We start from the raw sequence: 19,060 nt of genomic DNA, 5'->3' as shown, positions 1-19,060 counted from the left end.
CCGTTGGGCTGGCGTGACAGCAGCGGAACTGGACGAGGGCGGTGTCCTGGTCGTGGACGACCAGGCCGAGGTGCGGGAGGCGCTGGCCGAGGGCCTGCGGATCGCCGGGTACGAGGTGCGCGCCGAGGCCGACGGCGCGGCCGCCCTGCGCGCCGCCGCGGCCTGGCACCCCGACGTGATGATCGTCGATGTGATGATGCCGGGGATCGACGGCCTGGCCGTCTGCCGCGCGCTGCGCGCCCGCGGCGACCGGACCCCGGTGCTGGTGCTCACCGCGCGCGGCGCCGTCAGCGACCGGATCGAGGGCCTGGACGCGGGCGCCGACGACTACCTGAGCAAGCCGTTCGACCTCGGCGAGCTGGTGGCGCGGGTGCGGGCCCTGCTGCGCCGGTCCCGGCCCGTCCCGGCGCAGGGGTTCGCCGACCTCACCGTGGACGCGCGGACCCGGACGGGCTGGCGCGGCGACCGCCGGATCGAGTTCTCGCTCACCGAGTGGAACGTGCTGGAGGTCCTGCTGGAGCATCCGGGCCGGACGCTCAGCCGGGCGCAGATCGGGGAGCGGGTGTGGGGCCTGGACTTCGGCCCCTCGTCCAACTCGCTGGCGGTCTACATCGGCTACCTGCGCCGCAAGCTCGAGGACGGCGGCGAGCCGCGCTTGGTGCACACGGTGCGCGGTCTCGGCTACCGGCTGGGCACCGAATGAGCGGCGGGCGGTGGCGCCGCGCGCGGCTGCGCACCCGGCTGGCGGCGGCGACGGCCGGGGTGATGGCGCTGATCGTGACGGGCCTGACCGCCGGCGTGTACGTCGCGGTCCGGCACGAGCTCGACTGGCAGCTGAACCTCGTCCTGCGGCGGTCCCTGGACGACTGGCGCAAGGGCCCGCAGGCGCGGACGGCGTCCCCGCCGTGGGTCTCGTCCGTCTCCTGTTCCCTGCGCGGCCCCGACGTGTGCGTCCAGACGATCCCCGCCGGGACCCCGGCCGGAACGGTCGGGCGCTCAGGCATGCCGGTCACCGTGGGCGCGGCCCGGGTCGCGGCGGGCCGGGCGGTGTCCGACCGCTCCGACGTCATGGTGAACGGCGCGCGGGGACGGGCGCTGACCGTCCAGCTCGAGGGCGGCGCCGTCCAGGCGGCGGTCCAGTCCCAGACCTACGCCAACTCGGTGGCGCGGCTGCAGGCCCTGCTCCTCGCGCTCGGCGCGGCGGGGATCGCGCTGGCGGCCGGCGCCGGCTGGCTCGTCGCCCGCGCCGGCCTCGGCGGGGTGACCCGGCTGACCGAGACCGCCGAGCTCATCGCCGCGACCGGCGACCCGCGGCGCCGCGTGGAGCTGCCGGTCGCGGCCGGCGAGCCGGGCCGCGACGAGGTCGCCCGGCTCGCCGGCGCGTTCGACACCATGCTGGACGTGCTGGAGCGGTCGCTGGCCGCGCGCCGCCGGCTCGTCGCCGACGCCTCGCACGAGCTGCGCACCCCGCTGACCGCGCTGCGGACCAACATCGACATCCTCGGTTTCGGCGACCGCCTCACGCCCGCGCAGCGCGACCGCGCGGTCGCCGCCTTGAGCGGGCAGCTCCGCTCGATCACCGGCCTGGTCGACGACCTGGTCGAGCTGGCCCGCGGCAAGGAGCCGCCCGCGCTGCTGGAGGACGTGCGCCTGGACGAGCTGGTGCTGGACGCCGTGGCGACCGCCCGCGCGAACTGGCCGCGCATCGTCTTCGAGGCCACCACGACCGAGACGGTCGTGACCGGAGTGCCCGCCCGCCTGGCCCGCCTGATCTCGACCGTCCTGGACAACGCCGCCAAGTTCAGCCCGGACGGCGGCACCGTCGAGGTCGTGCTCACCACAGGCGAGCTGACGATCCGCGACCACGGCCCGGGCATCGCCGAAGAGGACCTGCCCTACATCTTCGACCACTTCTACCGGGCACGCAGCGCGCGCGCTCTGCCCGGCTCGGGCCTCGGCCTGGCGATGGCCCGCCAGATCGCGGTCTCCCACGAGGCGTCCCTGGACGCCGAGAACGCACCCGGCGGCGGCACCCTGATCCGGCTCCGCTACGCGGCCACCCAGCCCTGAACCCGCTCGGCCGCACCGCTCCGCGGCGGCCGCTCCAGCCCGCGGACGGCCGCCTCGACCAGCGGCGGCGCCAGCCGGCACGTCGAGGCCGAGCTGAAGGCGTCCCGATGCCCCAGGATCACCCCTTGCACCAGCACCGGAACACCCTCCTTGCGAACCAGCGCCAGGAACACGAAGTTGCCGCCCGCCGCACGCGTATAGCCCGTCTTGCCAGCCACGATGCCCTGCTGCCCGAGCGCCAGATTGGTGGTCGGGCGACGCCCCACCGTCCCCGGCGCCTCGAACCAGGGCCGGGACGCCGCCGCGAGAAAACCCGGCAGCCGCGAGGCCGCCCGCAGCAGCACCAGCTGATCGACCGCCGTGCTCACCGTCCCGGAGTCGAACCCGCTCGGGTCGGTGTAGCGCGTGTCCTTCATCCCCAGCTCACGGGCCGCGGCGTTCATCTTGGCGACGAAGGCGCCCTCGCTCCCGGCGTCCCACCGCGCGATCTCGTGCGCCAGGTTGTTGGCCGAGACGGTGAGCAGCGCCTCCAGCGCCTGCCGCCGCGTGTACCGCTGCCCGGCCCGCACCGGCACCAGCGACTCCTGCCGCGCGAGCCGCTCCCCGTACCGCTCCGCCTCCTCGGCGGAGACGGTGTAGACGGCCCGCCCCCGGCCCTTGAGGAAGACGTAGGCGGTCATGACCTTGGCGACACTCGCGATCGGCGTGGGCCGCCGCGCCCCGTGCCGCAGCACCCCCGGCATCCCCTCGATCTGCAGCGCCCCCTGCGCCCCCTGAGGCCACGGCAGCCCGCCGGCCTGCCCCCTGGCCAGGCCGAACACCCCCGCCACGACCGCCAACGCCAGCCCTACGGCACCCGTCACCAGCATCCAGCGCCGTCCCCGCAACCAGTGGATTCTCACCATGACCGCGACGCTAGAAACCCCCGATAAGCCGTAAATAAGACCTTTATAGAGAGCTTCTCTAGAAAATCTCTCTAGTTTGGCCTACGCTCCCCAGGCATGGGTGAAGCAAGGACCGTCGTCGTCACGGGGGCCAATCGGGGGATCGGGTACGCCGTCGCCGCCGGGCTGCTCGCGGCCGGGCATGACGTGGTGCTCGTCGCGCGCGACCGGGCCAAAGGAGAGGCCGCGCTGGCCTCGCTGGGCGGCGGGCGGCTCGTCGTCGGCGACCTGTCCAGCGTGCGCGCCACGCGCGACACCGCCGAGGCGCTGCGGAAGGAGTGCCCGCGCATCGACGTGCTCGTCCACAACGCGGGGGTGTGGCCGAGCCGCAAGGTCCTCAACGAGGACGGCCTGGAGCAGGCGTTCGTCACCAACCACCTGGCGCCGTTCCTGCTCAACCACGAGCTGGAGCCGCTCCTGCTGGAGTCGCGGGCCAGGGTCGTCCAGGTCAGCGCCGGCCTCTACATCAAGGGCCGGGCCGACCCCGAGCGCACCCCGGCCGGCCTGGACTTCCACCCGATGCGCACCTACGCCGACACCAAACTGTGCAACCTGCTGATGATGCCGCGGTTCGCCGCGCGGTGGCAGGGCACCGGGGTGACGATCAACGCCCTGCACCCCGGCGTCATCCGGACCGGCCTCGGCGACCGGCCAGGCCCGGTCGGCCTGCTCCTCAAGGGGGCCAAGCTGCTGTGGAAGCCGCCCGCCACCGGCGCGCGGCCCGTCGTCCGCCTCGCCACGGCCGAACCGCCGCCGAACGGGCGCTACTTCCACCTGGACGAGGAGCAGCCCCTCGCGCCCGTCGCCCTCGACGACGTGCTGGCCGGGCGGCTCTGGGAGCAGGCCCTAAAGTACGTGGGTGTCACCTAAACAGCAGCGGGGCGAGGCGACCGTCGCGAAGGTCCTCGCGGCGGCGCTGGACCTGTACGCCGCCGAAGGGCCGGGTGCGCTCACCACGACCGCCGTGATCGAGCGGTCCGGGGTCAGCAGCGGCAGCCTCTACCACCACTTCGGCGGCATCGACGGCCTCTCCGCCGCGCTGTACGGCCGCTGCATGGCCGGCCTTCTGGACGCCCTCGTGGCCGCGCTGGAACGCGCCCCGTCGGCCCGCGAAGGGGTGCGCGCGATGGTCGAGGCCTACCTGGGCTTCACCGAGGAGCACCGGGCCGAGGCGCACTTCATCCACGCCTCCTCCTACGCCGACCACCTGCCGTCCCACGCCGCGCTCATCGCGGCGGAGAAGACGCCCCGGATGCTGCGGATCGCCGCCTGGCTGCGCCCGCACGTCGAGAGCGGCGAGATCGTGGCGCTGCCCGACCCCCTCACCGAGATGCTGGTGATCGGGCCGGTGGCCGAGACGGCGCGGCGCTGGCTGGCGGGCGCGCCGGACATCGACCTGGCCACGGCCGCGCGCGTCCTGCCCGAGCGCATCTGGCGGTCGGTCAGCGGCGACCGGCCCGCCGGACGATAGCGCGGGCCGAATCAAAGTATTCCTAGGGCGCCATTCCCGGCGCCCTGCCTAGACTGCGTGCATGGCGCAGGCGGAAGAAAGCCGGAGTGGCGTGATTCCGGCGGTCCTCAAAGAAATGAAGGACAATCCGGCGACCCTTATCGTCGGATTCGTTTCGGCGGTCGCCGGAGTACTGGCCCTGTCCAAAGGACGGCAGTTGCTGGCCTTGGCGTGCGTCGCCGTCGTCCTTGTGTGGCTGCTGCCGTTCGCGCCCTGGGTGAAGGACCGCCGGGTGCTGCGCCTCGTCCTGCCGGGCGTGCTGACGTTGACCGTGGTCGTCGCCGCGGCGCTGACGGCCCTGGACCGGCCGCGGCCGAGCGGGCCCGCGTTCGAGGCGGTCGACGGGCCCGTGCCGCCGTGCGCCGCCTTCAGGGGCAAGGGCGCCATTCCCGCGGACAAGAAGCTGCTCGTCTTCGACAGGCAGGTGTCGAAGAACGGGATGCCGGTGGGATCGGGCAAATACTATTTCGACGGCCCCGCCACTCCGGTGAAGGACGGCTGGGCCGTCTATGACGTCCAGATCGGCGGCAGCGAAGTCGACTACGACTTCTACGTCGAAGTGACGGCGGGCCTCGTCGACGCGCACACCGCCGACCGGTACATCTCCGATCACCGGGACGTGAAGTCCCGGCTGGACGTCCCCCTGCCCGCGTTCGACGCCGGCTCCAGGACCAGCGTCCGCGTCGTCCGCAACCGGCAGAAGGGCACCTGCTAGCCCGGGGCCCGCGGGCCGCGGCGCCCGCCGGACGGTCCGCCAGGTGATCGTTGCCAAAATTCTTTGCGAAAGTCCGTAATCGGGCGCGGGGCGCGCCGTCTCTCCTGCACGTCGTTCCAGTGAAGGAGATCTCAATGCCTGAACTCAGCCAGGTGGTCCCCCTTCCACAGCGCCGCATCGAGATCGGCGTCTCGTTCGCCGGCGCCGCCGGGCTCGCCACCGCACTGCGTGCCCACGTGCCCGGCATCGCCGCGGAGGTGGTGCGCCGGATCGAGGCGGAGCTGACCGAGTTCACGCGCCCCCACGACCCCAGATACGCCGAGGCGCTCGGGCTCGGCGTCGAGTACGCCATCGGCCACTTCCTCGACCTGATGGCCGACCCCGCCATCTCCTCGACCGAGGTGCTGGAGTTCTGGCGGCGGATCGGCGCCGGCGAGGCCCGCGAGGGGCGGACGCTGGAGGCCTGGCAGGCGGCGACCCGGCTCGGGGCCGGCGTGGCGGTCGAACGGCTCACCGAGCAGGCCGAGCGCCTCGGGCACAAGACCAGCGCGGCGAACGTGGCGTCCATCGCCGGCGCGGTCTTCGGCTACCTGAACCAGCTGGCGACGGTCGTCGCCGAGGGGTACGGCGAGGCCGGCGGCCGCGCCGCGGCCACCCGCCAGGACCACCGGCGGCGCCTGTTCGACCTGCTCCTGCAGCCGGACACCGACCCCCGGCAGCTCGCCGAGGCCGCGCGCGAGGCGGACTGGCCGCTGCCGCGCACCGTCGCCGCCGTGGCGCTGCGTGAGCACCCCTCCGGCGCCCGGCCGCCGGTCCTGTTCCCGGACGTGCTGGTCGGCCTGCACCTGCCCGAGCCCTGTCTGATCGTCCCCGACCCCGACGGTCCCGGCCGGCGCCAGTTCGTCGCGCGCAAGCTGCGCGGCCGGGCCGCCGCGATCGGCCCCACGGTGGAGCCGGCCGGCGTGGCCTCCTCGCTCGGCTGGGCCCGGCACGCCCTGGCCCTGGCCGACGAGGGCCTGATCGACGGCGGCGAGCTCATCGTCACCGAGAAGCACATGCCGATCATGCTGATGATGCGCGAGCGCGAGCTGGTCGAGAAGATGATCGACCGCAGGCTGGCGCCGCTGTTCACGGTCCGCCCGGCGCAGCGCCACCGGCTCGCCGAGACCCTGCTGGTCTCCCTGGAGTGCGGGTTCAACGCCACCGAGGTCGCCGGTCACCTGCACCTGCACGCCCAGACCGTCCGCTACCGGCTGCGCCGGCTCGGCGAGCTGTTCGGCGACACCCTGCAGGCCACGTCCGGCCGGCTGGAACTGCACATGGCGCTGCAGGCCTGGCTGGCCCTCAACGCCGAGCCCGTCCCGTACCGTCGGCTGCGCACCGGGTGACCCGTTAGGGGGCGTCGAAGACCCAGCCCTGGGCGGCCATGCCGGCGAACGACGCCGGCTTCAGCGTCACCGCCTTCAGCCCCGACCAGCTGGCCTGCAGGTAGTAGCCGTCACCGTTGGCGAGGCGCCGGCCGCCGGTGATGGAACCCTCCAGCGACCAGACCTGGTACGGCCCCCCGCACGCGGCGGTCGTCACCGTGTACGCGCTGCCGCCCTCCCAGGGGACGCCGCCGGTCGCCTGCCCGCGGCTCAGGCACTTGCCGTTGGAGGCGTTGGTCAGCGTGAACCCGCCCGCGGTGTCGCGGCGCCGCCAGGTCGTCGTCGCCCCGCTGCAGGGACGCTGCACCACGCTCCCGCCGCTCGGGGCCAGGCACGACTGCAGGGACGAGTTGCGGATCCGCGAGGTGGCGCCCGCCCCCGCCCCGGCCTGCGCCGGCGGGGTGGTCGCGCCCGGCTTCGGCTTGCCGCTCTTCTTCGGTATGACCAGCGCCTCGCCCGGGACCGGGCTCTCGGGCACCGCCGAACCCGGCACGACGGAGCCGGGCGGCGCGGACGGGGAGAGCGGCGACTCGGCCCGCGGCGGCCCGTCCGGGCCGCCGCCGATCGTCGTGACCACGATGGCCAGGACGAACACCAGCGCGCCCGCCCCGCCGGCCGGCAGCACCCAGGCCGGCATGGTCGCCGCCACCGGCGTGTGGTGGACGACCGGGTCCGACGGCTCGCCCAGCATGACGAGCCCGATCGGCAGCGCGGCCCGCAGCCGCCCGTTCAGGTCCGACATCTCCGCCGCCGCCCGCCGGCAGCGCTCGCAGGTCTCCAGATGCTGCCGCAGCGCGCGGCTGCGCCGCCGGCCCGGGCGGCGCGTGCTCGCCGCGAGCTGCGCGGTGAACTCCGCGCAGTCGGGGTGGCCCTCGACGCTCGCGGCCAGGAAGGCCGTCCGCAGCCCCTCGCGCGCCCGGAACGCCAGCTGGGCGACGGCGTTGGCCTCCATGCCGAGCAGCTCGGCGACCTCCTGGACCGGCTCCTCCTCGATGACGGTGTGCCACAGCACCGCCTGCCAGCGCTCGGGCAGCGACCGGAAGGCACGCACCAGCGCGTCCAGCTCGTCGACGTCGGGGATCTCCTCGGGGGACCCGTCGGCCCACTGGGCGACCTCGTCGGTCACCACGGTGCGCCGGGCCGTCCGCGCCCAGTCCACCGCCGTGTTCCGCACCACCGCGTACAGGTAGGGCCGGTACGCCTCCTTCGGGCCGCGGCCCTCCCGCAGCGCCGCGATCGTCCGCGCGAACGCCTCGCTCACCAGGTCCTCGGCCGCGTGCTGATCCCGCGACAGGCTGCGCGCGTACCCCAGCACCGCGCCGTGATGCCGCTGGAACAGCTCACCCGAGGCGCGCTCGTCCCCCGACCGGGCCGCCGCGACCAGAGCGGCGTCCGACTCCGCCGTCGCCTCCATCACCACCAGGCCATCAAACTCAAGGTTCGCACCTCACCACAACCCTCTCATCGGCCGCCGGCGCCACCACCGCCTTGATCGCACAGCGGGGCCTCCTCTAAAGGACGCGCTGCCGCCCTCCCGGTTACGCGGTTTCGAGAAAATTTATGAGAAGTGTCAACTTCTCACCCCGGCCGCCCTCGTGAACACCCTCCGACCTCGTCTTTTACGGTCGTCCCCTGTGCACAACACCACAGAGGCCGGCCGATCCCGGCTCACCCCGCGGGTCTTGTGGGCGGTCAGTCGATGTGCACGCCGTGGGAACGGGCGAGGCCGTCCAGGCCGTCGGCCCAGCCTTGGCCGAGTGCGCGCAGCTTCCAAACGGGACGGCCGTCCAGAGTGTGCCGGTAGAGCTCGGCCATGACCATCGCCCGGATGGCGGGGTCGGCAGGCGGCCTGAACTCCCAGGACGTCCCGTCGACGCCTTGCAGCCGCAGTACCGCGTGGGTGAGAGCGCCGCATGTGCGGCCGGTGTCGACGTCCATGTTGATGGACACGATGACGCGCTGGACGCGGTCGGGAAGCGCGGACAGATGCAGGGCCGCCCGCTCGGTGCTGCACATGCCTTCCGATCGCTTGCCCAGAAGGCGTGCGGCGCCCTGCAGGGCGAACGGCTGGTTGTAGAAGACGAAGTCGTCATCACCGGCCACCTGTCCGTTGGAGCCGGTCAGCAGCAAGGTGAGATCGGCGTCCGCGCCGCTGAAGGAGAAGGCGGCGAGCAGTCCCTGGAGGGCGCCCTCCGGTAGAACGACGGCCTGCCCTGGCGCGAGGGTCATCGGCGGCGCACTCTGGAACGGTGGTAGCGGCGCCGCGCCGGCCTCTTGCTTCCACTGGGCGAAGGAGCGCACCGGGTACGGTTCGGCGCGCGCGGGGACGTCCTGCCCCATGGACAGCGACTCGTCGAGCCCCGCCTCGTCGGTGGAGTTGTCGAGCAGGGCCTGCAGCCCGGGCAGCCGGTCGGTGTCCAGTGGCTTGATCATGCCGGCCGGGTTCCCCGATGCCGTGGTCACCGAGCAGACCACGTCCTGGCCGATGTCGAGAAACCTGAGGGCGTCCTCAGCTGTCCGCCACCTACGGGACTCGATCGCCGCCCGGTCCCAGCGGCCGTAGGCGACGAAGCCGAGGCGTCCGGTGGCCGGGATGCGTGTCAGCACGGCCAGGTCGATCGCGGTGATCGCAGGCGCGGTCGCGAACGCCTCCTTGAGCGTGGCGATCACGTTGGAGCCCATGACGGTGAGCCACCACCTCGTCCGGTCGCGCTTGGTGAGCCGTTTCAGCGTGGGGCGTCCGGCCGGGGTCAGCCCCGGCATCTGCTCGGGCAGGGAGTCCAGGTCCGGCAGGCGCACGACCACCGACAGGACGCCGCCGTCGACACCGACCGCGCAGCCGGCGGCGGGATTGTCGGCGAAGGCCGTGTTCACCGCCTCGCAGACGGTCTGCTCATCGTTGGCGTTGAGCGCCTCCCACCAGTTCCGGGCCTCGGCCGCGAGCCGCTGGTGCTCGTGGCCGAGCCGCGCCTGCTCGGCCGCCAGATAAAGGTGCGCGTCCTGCTCGGCCGCGCGGCCGGCGCCGGCCCGCTCGGCACGGGCGAACCTCCCCACCCCGTGCAGGTGGAAAGCCCGCGCTTCGGCCAGCGCCCACGGAAGTCCCAGCTGCGGAGGCGGCGGGACCTGCGGCGGGCGGGCCGGCGGGAACATGGTCAGGTGGACGCTGGTGGTCTGCCGCCGCAGCTCGTTCAGCCTGGCGATGGCGGCGTCCCGCTCCGCCTCCTGTTGTGCCCGCTCGGCCTGCCACCGGGCCCGTTCCAACTGAGCGGGGGAGGGGCCTGCGGGCCTGCTCCGCGGCGATCTGCGCGTGCTGGTGCCCTTGCGGCCGCGGCTGCCGCTGACCGAGGTGGACGCGAAGAAGGGACCCATCCCGCTGGAGACCCGCGTCCCTCCGCTACCCACACTGACCCGCGCGACCCGGGGCCCTGCGGAGGCCCGCACGCCGCGCGTCGAGACGCGCACGCTCGCCCCAGGGATCCCCACCCGAAACCCGAATCCCATCCGGCCCCCTCGAAGAAGTCCAGGTCAGGCTACGAGCCATGGGAGCCGCCTTCGCTGCGAAGGCCACCTCCGGACACGACGGTCATCGAGCTCGCCGAGGCCAAGGCGGGAACGTCCCTGCGCCGGCGGAATGACGTGCGCCTGCCGGCTCCGGAAACGCAGAACCCGCGCATGATGTGCATCATGCGCGGGTCGGTGAGGTGCCCCCTGCAGGATTCGAACCTGCGCACACGGCTCCGGAGGCCGTTGCTCTATCCCCTGAGCTAAGGGGGCCCTTTGCGCCGCTCCGGGCGGCGCGAGGAAAAGGCTACCAGGATCGGCGGGCTTGCGCGCACCTGGGCGTTCGCCGTGCGTGCGGAGGGGGAGTCGACTAACTTCGTGGCCGTGACCGAGCCACTGGGACGCGTGCTGGTCGTCGACGACGACGAGGTGATCAGGCAGCTCATCGCGGTGAACCTGCAGCTCGAGGGGTTCGAGGTGGTGACGGCGGTGGACGGGCGGGACTGCCTGGACAAGGTGGCCGAGGTGGCGCCCGACGTGATCACGCTGGACGTGATGATGCCGCGGCTGGACGGGTGGGTCACCGCGGGCCGGCTGCGCGAGGATCCCGGCACCCGGCACATCCGGGTCGTGATGATCACGGCGCGGGCGCAGGAGCACGACATCAGGCGCGGCCGCGAGATCGGGGTGGACGCGTACGTGACCAAGCCGTTCGACCCCAACCACCTGATCCAGACGGTGCGCAAACTCGCTGCGGTGTCCAGATAGTGGTCGGCTAGTCTCACCAGGGTGACCCCAGCCGATGTGAGCGCCGCCCTCGCGGCCGCCGTGGGCGCCGCCGAGGCGCCCGTGAGCGTGCGCGGGCCCGGGGTCTACGCCAGCCCCGTGGCGCTGCGGATGGGGCTGGACGCCGAGGCCGTCGCCGAGCGGGTGCGCAGCAGGCCGGGGATCCAGGGCGTCTCGGTCGTGCGGGGCCTGCTCGTGGTGCGGGTCGAGGCGGGCGCGCTGGCCGCCGGGATCGTGGCCGAAGGGCCCCGGTACGGGGCCGCGCGGGTGCCGCGCGGGGAATGGCGCGAATGGCCCCGGACGTTCGCCAACCCGGGGTTCTGCGTGCGTTTCGCCTATGCGCGCGCCGCCTGGGTTCGGCGGTGGGCGGCGGATCTGGGGGTCGGGGCCGGTGAGCCCGTGGGGTACGCCGGGGACGAGCTGACGCTGCTCGGGGTGCTGGCCGAGATGCCCGGGCGGAGCGCGCAGGCCGAGCGGGAGGGCGACGCGAGGGTCTTCCAGGCCTACCTGGAGCGGCTCGCGGGGGCCTACCACGACGTGCACGAGGGGTGTCCGGCGCTGCCCCGGGGCGATGAGAAACCCGGGGCGGTGCACGCGGCGCGGGTCACGCTCGCGGAGGCTGCGCGCATCGCCCTCGCCAACGGCCTGTACATGATCGGTGAGACACCTAGAGAGCGGATATGAGCAGAGTTCACCCTGCCGGTGGCCGGCACGCTGACGTTTTGCCGGAAGACCACCCGCTGCCCCCGGCGGAGGACCTGAACGCGCTGGACGAGCAGGTCTGGCCCCTTGGGACCGTCCGTGCCGACGGCGCGATGACGGTGGGGGGCGTAGACGTCCGGGATCTGGCCCGTGAGTACGGAACCCCCCTGTACGTCTATGACGAGGCGGACGTGCGAGCGCGCGCGCGGGAGTACGCCCAGGCCTTCCACGACGGCAACGTGCACTACGCCGGCAAGGCCTTCCTCTGCGTGGCCCTCGCGAAGTGGCTGAAGGAGGAGGGCCTCGGCCTCGACGTGTGCAGCGGCGGAGAGCTCGCCATCGCCCTGGCGGCCGGCTTCCCGCCCGAGCGCATCACGCTGCACGGCAACAACAAGGCCATGTGGGAGCTGGAGCGGGCCCTGGACGCCGGGGTCGGGCACATCGTCATCGACTCCTTCGAGGAGATCGCCCGGCTGGGCTATCTGGCCAGGGAGAAGGGCGTCCGCCCGAAGGTGATGCTGCGCGTCACCACCGGTGTCGAAGCCCACACCCACGAGTTCATCGCCACCGCGCACGACGACCAGAAGTTCGGGTTCTCGCGCAGCTCCGGCGCCGCGCTGGAGGCCGTCCGGCGGGTGCTGGCGCTGCCCGAGCTGGACCTGGTCGGCCTGCACAGCCACATCGGGTCGCAGATCTTCGACGCCGACGGCTTCCAGGTCGCCGCGCACCGCCTGGCCGAGCTGCTGGTCGCGATCCGCGACGAGCACGGCGTCGAGCTGCCCGAGCTGGACCTCGGCGGCGGCTACGGCATCGCCTACCTGCCCGGCGACAGCCCCATCGACCCGAAGACGATGGCCGACTCGCTGCGCGAGATCGTCGGCCGCGAGTGCCGGGCGTACGGGCTGGCCATGCCCGAGCTGACGGTGGAGCCGGGCCGCGCGATCGTCGGGCCGGGCGGCGTCACCCTGTACGAGGTCGGCACCGTCAAGGACGTCGAGGGCCTGCGCACCTACGTCTCGGTGGACGGCGGGATGAGCGACAACCTGCGCACCGCCCTGTACGGCGCCGAGTACACCTGCGTCCTGGCGAGCCGGACGTCCGAGGCGCCCCCTATGCTCAGCAGACTCGTCGGCAAGCACTGCGAAAGCGGCGACATCGTCGTGCGCGACCTGTGGTTGCCCGAAGATCTTGCGGCGGGGGACCTGGTGGCGGTCGCCGGCACCGGTGCGTACTGTCGTTCGATGTCCAGTAACTACAACCATCTCCCGCGGCCCGCTGTGGTGGCCGTCCGGGACGGCAGGTCGCGGATCGTCATCCGCCGGGAGACCGAGGACGACCTGCTGCGGCTCGATGCGGAGGTCGAAGCGTGAAACCGTTGCGGGTGGCGCTGCTGGGCTGTGGCGTTGTCGGCATTGAGGTCGTCCGGCTGCTGCGCGAGCAGGCCGCCGACCTGGCCGCGCGCGTCGGGGCTCCGCTGGAGCTGGCCGGGATCGCCGTGCGGCGTCCCGACCGCGTCCGCGAGGGCGTCGATCCCGCCCTGCTCACCACCGACGCCGAGGCGCTGGTCACCCGGCCGGACGTGGACATCGTCATCGAGGTGATCGGCGGCATCGAGCCGGCCCGGTCGCTGCTGCTGGCGGCGATGAAGACCGGCAAGTCGGTGATCACGGCCAACAAGGCGCTGCTGGCCGAGGACGGCGCGACGCTGTTCGCCGCCGCCCGCGAGTACAACGCCGACCTGTACTACGAGGCGTCGGTGGCCGGGGCGATCCCGCTGCTGCGGCCGCTGCGCGAGTCGCTGGTCGGCGACCACGTGCAGCGGGTGCTCGGCATCGTCAACGGCACGACGAACTACATCCTGGACCAGATGGACACCCACGGCGCCGGGTTCACCGAGGCGCTGGAGGAGGCCCAGGCGCTCGGCTACGCCGAGGCCGACCCGACGGCCGACGTCGAGGGCTTCGACGCCGCCGCCAAGGCCGCCATCCTGGCCCAGCTGGCGTTCCACACCCCGGTGACGGCCGCCGACGTGCACCGCGAGGGCATCACCGAGGTGACCGCCGCGGACGTGGCGGGCGCCAAGGAGATGGACAGCGTGGTGAAGCTGCTGGCCATCTGCGAGCGGATCCCGTCGGCCGGCGGCCGCAACGGCCGCGGCGTCTCGGTGCGCGTCTACCCGGCGATGATCCCGCGGACGCATCCGCTGGCCAGCGTGCGCGAGGCCTACAACGCGGTCTTCGTGGAGGCCGAGTCGGCCGGGTCGCTGATGTTCTACGGGGCGGGCGCGGGCGGCGCCCCGACCGCCTCGGCGATCATGGGCGACCTGGTCGCGGTGGCCCGCAACCTGATCGCGGGCACGCCGGGGCCGGTGGAGGTGACGTACGCGTCACTGCCGGTGCTGCCGATGGGCGAGACGACGACGCGGTACTACATCGAGCTCGACGTGGCCGACGAGGCCGGCGTGCTGGCGACCGTCGCCGAGGAGTTCGCCCGCAACGACGTGTCGATCAAGGCGGTGCGCCAGGAGGGCCTCGGCGCCGAGGCCAAGCTCGTCGTGGTGACGCACCGGGCGCCCGACGCGGCGCTGTCGGCGACCGTCGAGACGCTGGGCCGGCTGCCCAGCGTGCGCGAGGTGGCCAGCGTCATGCGCGTCGAAGGCGACGAATAACCCCTTCCGGGCTCTACACTCTGCGGCAACACCGCAGGTCATGCGAGGAGATCGAAGTGAACGGGACCGCCCGCGCCTGGCGTGGCCTCATCGAGGAGTACCGGGACCGCCTCCCGGTGTCGGACCGCACCCCCGTGGTCACCCTGCTGGAGGGCGGCACGCCGCTGGTCCCGGCGAACCGGGTCTCGCAGCTGACCGGCTGCGAGGTGTACTTCAAGGTCGAGGGCGCCAACCCGACCGGGTCCTTCAAGGACCGCGGGATGACGATGGCCATCAGCAAGGCCGCCGAGGACGGCGCCAAGGCCGTCATCTGCGCCTCCACCGGCAACACCTCGGCGTCGGCCGCCGCCTACGCGGTGCGCGCCGGGATGACCTGCGCGGTGCTGGTGCCGCAGGGCAAGATCGCGATGGGCAAGCTGGCGCAGGCGCTGGTGCACGGCGCCCGGCTGCTGCAGGTCGACGGCAACTTCGACGACTGCCTGGAGCTCGCCCGCAAGCTGTCGGTCGACTACCCGGTCGCCCTGGTCAACTCGGTGAACAAGTACCGGCTGCAGGGGCAGAAGACCGCCGCGTTCGAGATCGTGGACGCGCTCGGCGACGCCCCCGACATCCACTGCCTGCCGGTCGGCAACGCCGGCAACATCTCCGCCTACTGGATGGGCTACGGCGAGTACGCCGCCGACGGCGTCGCGTCGCGCCGGCCGCGCATGCTGGGCTTCCAGGCGTCGGGCGCCGCGCCGTTCGTCAAGGGCGAGCCGGTGCTGAAGCCGCAGACGATCGCGACCGCGATCCGGATCGGCAACCCCGCCTCCTGGGACCTGGCGATCGCCGCGCGCGACGAGTCCGGCGGCGCGATCGACTCGGTCACCGACCGGCAGATCCTGGCCGCGTACCGGATGCTGGCCGCCGAGGAGGGCGTGTTCGTCGAGCCCGCGTCGGCGGCGAGCGTGGCCGGGCTGCTGCAGGCCAGCGAGCAGGGCCTGGTGCCGCGCGGCTCCACGGTCGTGTGCACCGTGACCGGAAACGGGCTGAAGGACCCCGACTGGGCCATCTCGGGGGCGCCCGCGCCGACGACCGTGAAGGTCGACGCGCACGCCGCCGCGTCCGCGCTGGGCCTCGCGTGAGCGGTTGGCGGCCCGCGCCGGTCACCGTGCAGGTGCCGGCGACGAGCGCCAACCTCGGGCCGGGCTTCGACTCGCTCGGGCTGGCGCTCGGGCTGTGGGACGAGGTCACCGTCCAGGTCGGCACCGCCGTGGCCGGGGTGTCGATCGAGGTCGAGGGCGAGGGGACCGAGGTCGCCGAGCGGGGCGAGCGGCACCTGATCGTCAAGGTGCTGCGGCAGACGCTGGAGGCCATCGACGGGCTCGCCTCCACGCGGATGGCCGGGCAGGTCCAGGGGATCGGGCTGCGGTGCGTGAACCGGATCCCGCACAGCCGGGGCCTCGGCTCGTCGTCGGCGGCGATCGTGGCGGGCATCCTCGCGGCCCGGCACCTGCATCCGCACGGGCACCTGCTGGACGACGAGGGCGCGCTGCGGCTCGCCACCGCCATCGAAGGCCATCCCGACAACGTCGCGCCGTGCCTGGCGGGCGGCCTCACCGTCGCCTGGACGACGCCGGGCGGGCCCCGGCTCGTCCGGCTGGAGTCGCAGGTGAAGCAGGTCGTGGCGTTCGTCCCGGACCAGCGGCTGGCGACCGAGCGCGCGCGCGGGCTGCTGCCCGAGACCGTCCCGCACGGCGACGCCGCCGCCAACGCGGGACGCGCCGCGCTGCTCATCGCGGCGCTCAGCCAGGGCCTCGCGTCCGACGTGCTGCTGGACGCCACCGAGGACCGGCTGCACCAGGACTACCGTGCTCCGGCGATGCCCGAATCGGCGGAACTCGTCGCGCGGCTGCGCGCGAACGGGGCGCCGGCGGTGATTTCCGGGGCAGGTCCCACTGTCCTCGCCTTCACAACGGCGGCGCAGGTTGATTCGATGGGCCTGAAAGTGGGTAATGGGTGGCACGAGTACCCCTTGGACGTCGCCCCCCACGGAGCCCGTATCCAGTCCGGTGACGTCGGCGCAGCGCGCTGACGTCCACCTGAGCGGGGCCGTGGGCCGGAGCGTCGCGCCGGGCAGGTGCAATGATCCGCCTAGGTAAAATGCGAAGACATCGACCTCTGGGGAATAGCAGTGTGCCCTGGTGATGTTAGGCTGAATGCCGCACCAGATGCCCCGTTCGGGGCCCAGTGCTCGTCAGCCACGCGTCACCTGTCCGGCCCTTGGGGCCGTGTCGGTCCCGCGTACCAGGCTTCCCGTGACCGAGGCACTCCGTTGTCCGGTCTTCCACCGAAACTTCGGTCGTGGCGGTTGCGGGATCCCAGCGAGCCGACCGCTTCGATCACCATCTGGCTGCGCCCAGAAAACACACATCGCGGACCCGTCGCGGTCCGCGCAGCCCGACTCGGCGCCCCCGCCGGGCCGCACTACCGGGTTGACTGGCCGATCGCCGGCCAACGCCCGCTCCCTGGGAAGGACCCTTAGTGAGCGAATCCAGCGAACTCCTTACGGACGCGACCAGTCCCGCAGCCGACGCCGACGCGGGCGCCGAGCGCGCCGCCCCCCGGCGCCGCCGCGCGGGCACCGGCCTGTCGGCCATGCTGCTGCCCGAGCTGAAGGCGCTCGCGTCCAGCCTTGGCATCACCGGCACCACCGGGATGCGCAAGAGCCAGCTCATCACCGCCATCCAGGAGAAGCAGGGCGGCGGCCAGGGGCAGGGCGCGGCCGGGGGCGACCAGGGAGCCGCTGAGACGGTGAAGGCCGAGCGTCCGCGCCGCACCCGCGCCACCGCCGCCAAGCGCGACACCGCCGAGGAGCAGGTCACCGTCGCCGACGCCGCGAAGACCGAGGCCAAGCCGGAGAAGACCGCGCCCGAGAACACCGGCAAGCCGGAGAAGGCCGCGTCCGACAAGGGCGAGGGCAAGGGCGAGGGCAAGGGCGGCCGGCAGCAGCAGGCCGACAGGCCGCAGGGCGGCAAGCCCGAGGCCGGTGCCGAGGACGGCGAGGGCCAGGGCCAGCAGAACCAGGGCGGCGGGCGCGAGGGCGGCCGTGAAGGCGGACGCGAGGGCGGCCGGCAGCGCAGCCGCGGCGGACGCGACCGCGCCGAGCGGGGCGACCGCGGTGAGCGCGGCGACCGTGGCGACCGCGGTGAGCGGGGCGACCGCGGCGAGGGCCGCAACGAGCGCGGCGAGCGCGGCGAAGGCCGTGGCGACCGCAACGACCGCGGCGAGGGCCGCAACGACCGCGGCGACCGCGGCGACCGGCAGCGCGGCGGCGGCCAGAACGCCGGCGGCGGTGGCGGCCAGGGCGGTCAGGGCGGCAACGACGACGACGAGCGCGGTGGCCGCCGGGGCCGCCGGTTCCGCGAGCGCAACCGCGGCCGTGGCGGCCGTGAGCGCTACGAGGAGCCGGTGATCAGCGAGGACGACGTCCTCATCCCCGTCGCCGGCATCCTGGACATCCTGGACAACTACGCGTTCGTGCGGACCACCGGCTACCTGCCCGGCCCGAACGACGTGTACGTCTCGCTCGCCCAGGTCCGCAAGAACGGCCTGCGCAAGGGCGACGTCATCACCGGCGCGGTCCGCCAGGCCCGCGACGGCGAGCGGCGCGAGAAGTTCAACGCGCTCGTCCGCCTGGACACCGTCAACGGCATGGAGCCCGACCAGGCCAAGGGCCGCGTCGACTTCTCCAAGCTGACCCCGCTGTACCCGCAGGAGCGGCTGCGGCTGGAGACCGACCCGGGCGTGCTGACCACCCGGATCATCGACCTGGTGTCGCCGATCGGCAAGGGCCAGCGCGGCCTCATCGTGTCGCCGCCGAAGGCCGGCAAGACGATGGTGCTCCAGTCGATCGCCAACGCGATCACCAAGAACAACCCCGAGTGCCACCTGATGGTCGTGCTGGTCGACGAGCGGCCCGAAGAGGTCACCGACATGCAGCGGACGGTGAAGGGCGAGGTCATCCACTCGACCTTCGACCGTCCCGCCGAGGACCACACCACGGTCGCCGAGCTGGCCATCGAGCGCGCCAAGCGGCTGGTCGAGCTGGGCCACGACGTCGTGGTGCTGCTCGACTCCATCACCCGCCTCGGCCGTGCCTACAACCTGGCCGCGCCGGCCTCCGGGCGCATCCTGTCCGGCGGTGTCGACTCGACCGCGCTGTACCCGCCCAAGCGGTTCTTCGGCGCGGCGCGCAACATCGAGAACGGCGGCTCGCTGACCATCCTCGCCACCGCCCTGGTGGAGACCGGGTCCCGCATGGACGAGGTCATCTTCGAGGAGTTCAAGGGCACCGGCAACATGGAGCTGAAGCTCAACCGCTCCCTGGCCGACAAGCGCATCTTCCCGGCGGTGGACGTCGACCAGTCCAGCACCCGTAAGGAAGAGATCCTCATGGCTCCCGAGGAGCTGCGGGTGGTCTGGCAGCTGCGCCGGGTGCTGCACGCCCTCGACACGCAGCAGGCGCTGGAGCTCCTCATCGAGAAGATGAAGGAGACCAAGTCCAACGCCGAGTTCCTGCTCCAGGTCCAGAAGACCACGGTCTCCGACGACCGCTGAGAGTAGAACGACCGCAAACGGCGTCGCCCCCGTCCGGTTCCCGGACGGGGGCGACGCCGTTTGGTGGGGCCCCGCCCTGCGCGTTGTTCTGCGCAGCGCGCAGGTGGGGTGCCACCCCGCGATCGCTTGCGCAGTTGG

Annotated in this window: 16 protein-coding genes and 1 tRNA gene; 13 read left to right on the top strand and 4 right to left on the bottom strand. The window is 73.1% G+C overall.

All coding sequences use genetic code 11. The features are described from left to right. Positions 1–13: 13 nt before the first annotated feature. Positions 14–703, top strand: coding sequence for a response regulator transcription factor (locus tag ACRB68_RS24760; protein ID WP_328594727.1), 690 nt, complete (start codon positions 14–16; stop codon positions 701–703). After that, positions 700–2,070, top strand: coding sequence for a HAMP domain-containing sensor histidine kinase (locus ACRB68_RS24755; protein ID WP_153536349.1), 1,371 nt, complete (start codon positions 700–702; stop codon positions 2,068–2,070). The genes ACRB68_RS24760 and ACRB68_RS24755 overlap by 4 nt, the downstream gene beginning before the upstream one ends. Here the strand turns inward: ACRB68_RS24755 and ACRB68_RS24750 are convergent. After that, positions 2,049–2,975, bottom strand: a complete 927-nt coding sequence (locus ACRB68_RS24750) for a D-alanyl-D-alanine carboxypeptidase family protein (protein ID WP_153536347.1) — start codon at positions 2,973–2,975, stop codon at positions 2,049–2,051. The two genes, ACRB68_RS24755 and ACRB68_RS24750, sit on opposite strands and share 22 nt — an antisense overlap. A gap of 96 nt (positions 2,976–3,071) precedes the next feature. Here ACRB68_RS24750 and ACRB68_RS24745 point away from each other — a divergent pair, with 96 nt between their 5' ends. The 4 genes from ACRB68_RS24745 (at position 3,072) to ACRB68_RS24730 (ending at position 6,627) form a co-directional block, all read left to right on the top strand. After that, entirely contained in the window at positions 3,072–3,884 is an 813-nt protein-coding gene (locus ACRB68_RS24745) for an SDR family NAD(P)-dependent oxidoreductase (RefSeq protein WP_153536345.1), read from the top strand. Continuing rightward, the gene (locus ACRB68_RS24740) at positions 3,874–4,485 is read left to right on the top strand and encodes a TetR/AcrR family transcriptional regulator (protein ID WP_328594725.1); all 612 of its coding nucleotides are present in this window, start codon (positions 3,874–3,876) and stop codon (positions 4,483–4,485) included. The genes ACRB68_RS24745 and ACRB68_RS24740 overlap by 11 nt, the downstream gene beginning before the upstream one ends. A 61-nt stretch (positions 4,486–4,546) precedes the next feature. Then, positions 4,547–5,239, top strand: a complete 693-nt coding sequence (locus ACRB68_RS24735) for a hypothetical protein (RefSeq protein ID WP_153536344.1) — start codon at positions 4,547–4,549, stop codon at positions 5,237–5,239. A 134-nt stretch (positions 5,240–5,373) separates the two neighbouring features. Then, the gene (locus ACRB68_RS24730; RefSeq protein ID WP_153536342.1) at positions 5,374–6,627 is read left to right on the top strand and encodes a PucR family transcriptional regulator; all 1,254 of its coding nucleotides are present in this window, start codon (positions 5,374–5,376) and stop codon (positions 6,625–6,627) included. A gap of 4 nt (positions 6,628–6,631) precedes the next feature. Here ACRB68_RS24730 and ACRB68_RS24725 read toward each other — a convergent pair whose 3' ends face one another. From ACRB68_RS24725 to ACRB68_RS24715, 3 genes are all read right to left on the bottom strand, one after another. Further along, positions 6,632–8,080, bottom strand: a complete 1,449-nt coding sequence (locus ACRB68_RS24725; RefSeq protein ID WP_153536340.1) for a sigma-70 family RNA polymerase sigma factor — start codon at positions 8,078–8,080, stop codon at positions 6,632–6,634. A 278-nt stretch (positions 8,081–8,358) separates the two neighbouring features. After that, a complete protein-coding gene (locus ACRB68_RS24720; RefSeq protein WP_207709810.1) occupies positions 8,359–9,927 on the bottom strand; it encodes a TerD family protein in 1,569 nt (522 codons plus the stop codon). Between the two features lie 441 nt (positions 9,928–10,368). Then, positions 10,369–10,440: transfer RNA gene (locus tag ACRB68_RS24715), tRNA-Arg, on the bottom strand. Between the two features lie 132 nt (positions 10,441–10,572). Here ACRB68_RS24715 and ACRB68_RS24710 point away from each other — a divergent pair. The 7 genes from ACRB68_RS24710 to rho all read left to right on the top strand — a co-directional run bounded on the left by ACRB68_RS24710 (position 10,573) and on the right by rho (position 18,922). Further along, a complete protein-coding gene (locus ACRB68_RS24710) occupies positions 10,573–10,935 on the top strand; it encodes a response regulator transcription factor (RefSeq protein WP_328594904.1) in 363 nt (120 codons plus the stop codon). Between the two features lie 21 nt (positions 10,936–10,956). Beyond that, positions 10,957–11,637 carry a DALR anticodon-binding domain-containing protein gene (locus ACRB68_RS24705; RefSeq protein ID WP_153536336.1) on the top strand — a complete coding sequence of 227 codons (681 nt, stop codon included), beginning with the start codon at positions 10,957–10,959 and terminating at the stop codon, positions 11,635–11,637. Beyond that, positions 11,634–13,025 (top strand): diaminopimelate decarboxylase, encoded by a 1,392-nt coding sequence (gene lysA / locus ACRB68_RS24700; RefSeq protein ID WP_153536334.1) that lies wholly within the window; start codon positions 11,634–11,636, stop codon positions 13,023–13,025. Before ACRB68_RS24705 ends, lysA begins: the two co-directional genes overlap by 4 nt. After that, positions 13,022–14,323: a homoserine dehydrogenase gene (locus tag ACRB68_RS24695; RefSeq protein ID WP_328594723.1), complete on the top strand. Its 1,302-nt coding sequence runs from the start codon at positions 13,022–13,024 to the stop codon at positions 14,321–14,323. Before lysA ends, ACRB68_RS24695 begins: the two co-directional genes overlap by 4 nt. A gap of 56 nt (positions 14,324–14,379) precedes the next feature. Beyond that, complete coding sequence (gene thrC, locus ACRB68_RS24690) at positions 14,380–15,447, top strand: threonine synthase (RefSeq protein ID WP_328594721.1); 1,068 nt, start codon at positions 14,380–14,382, stop codon at positions 15,445–15,447. Beyond that, on the top strand, positions 15,444–16,397 hold the full coding sequence (thrB, locus tag ACRB68_RS24685) for a homoserine kinase (protein WP_328594720.1): 954 nt from the start codon (positions 15,444–15,446) through the stop codon (positions 16,395–16,397). The genes thrC and thrB overlap by 4 nt, the downstream gene beginning before the upstream one ends. Positions 16,398–16,846: 449 nt before the next feature. After that, positions 16,847–18,922, top strand: coding sequence for a transcription termination factor Rho (gene rho / locus ACRB68_RS24680; protein ID WP_328594719.1), 2,076 nt, complete (start codon positions 16,847–16,849; stop codon positions 18,920–18,922). The last annotated feature ends 138 nt before the right edge of the window (positions 18,923–19,060 follow it).

The organism is Actinomadura macrotermitis, assembly GCF_009604375.1.
GTDB classification, from domain to species: domain Bacteria; phylum Actinomycetota; class Actinomycetes; order Streptosporangiales; family Streptosporangiaceae; genus Spirillospora; species Spirillospora macrotermitis.
This window is presented reverse-complemented; position numbering and strand designations above follow the sequence as displayed.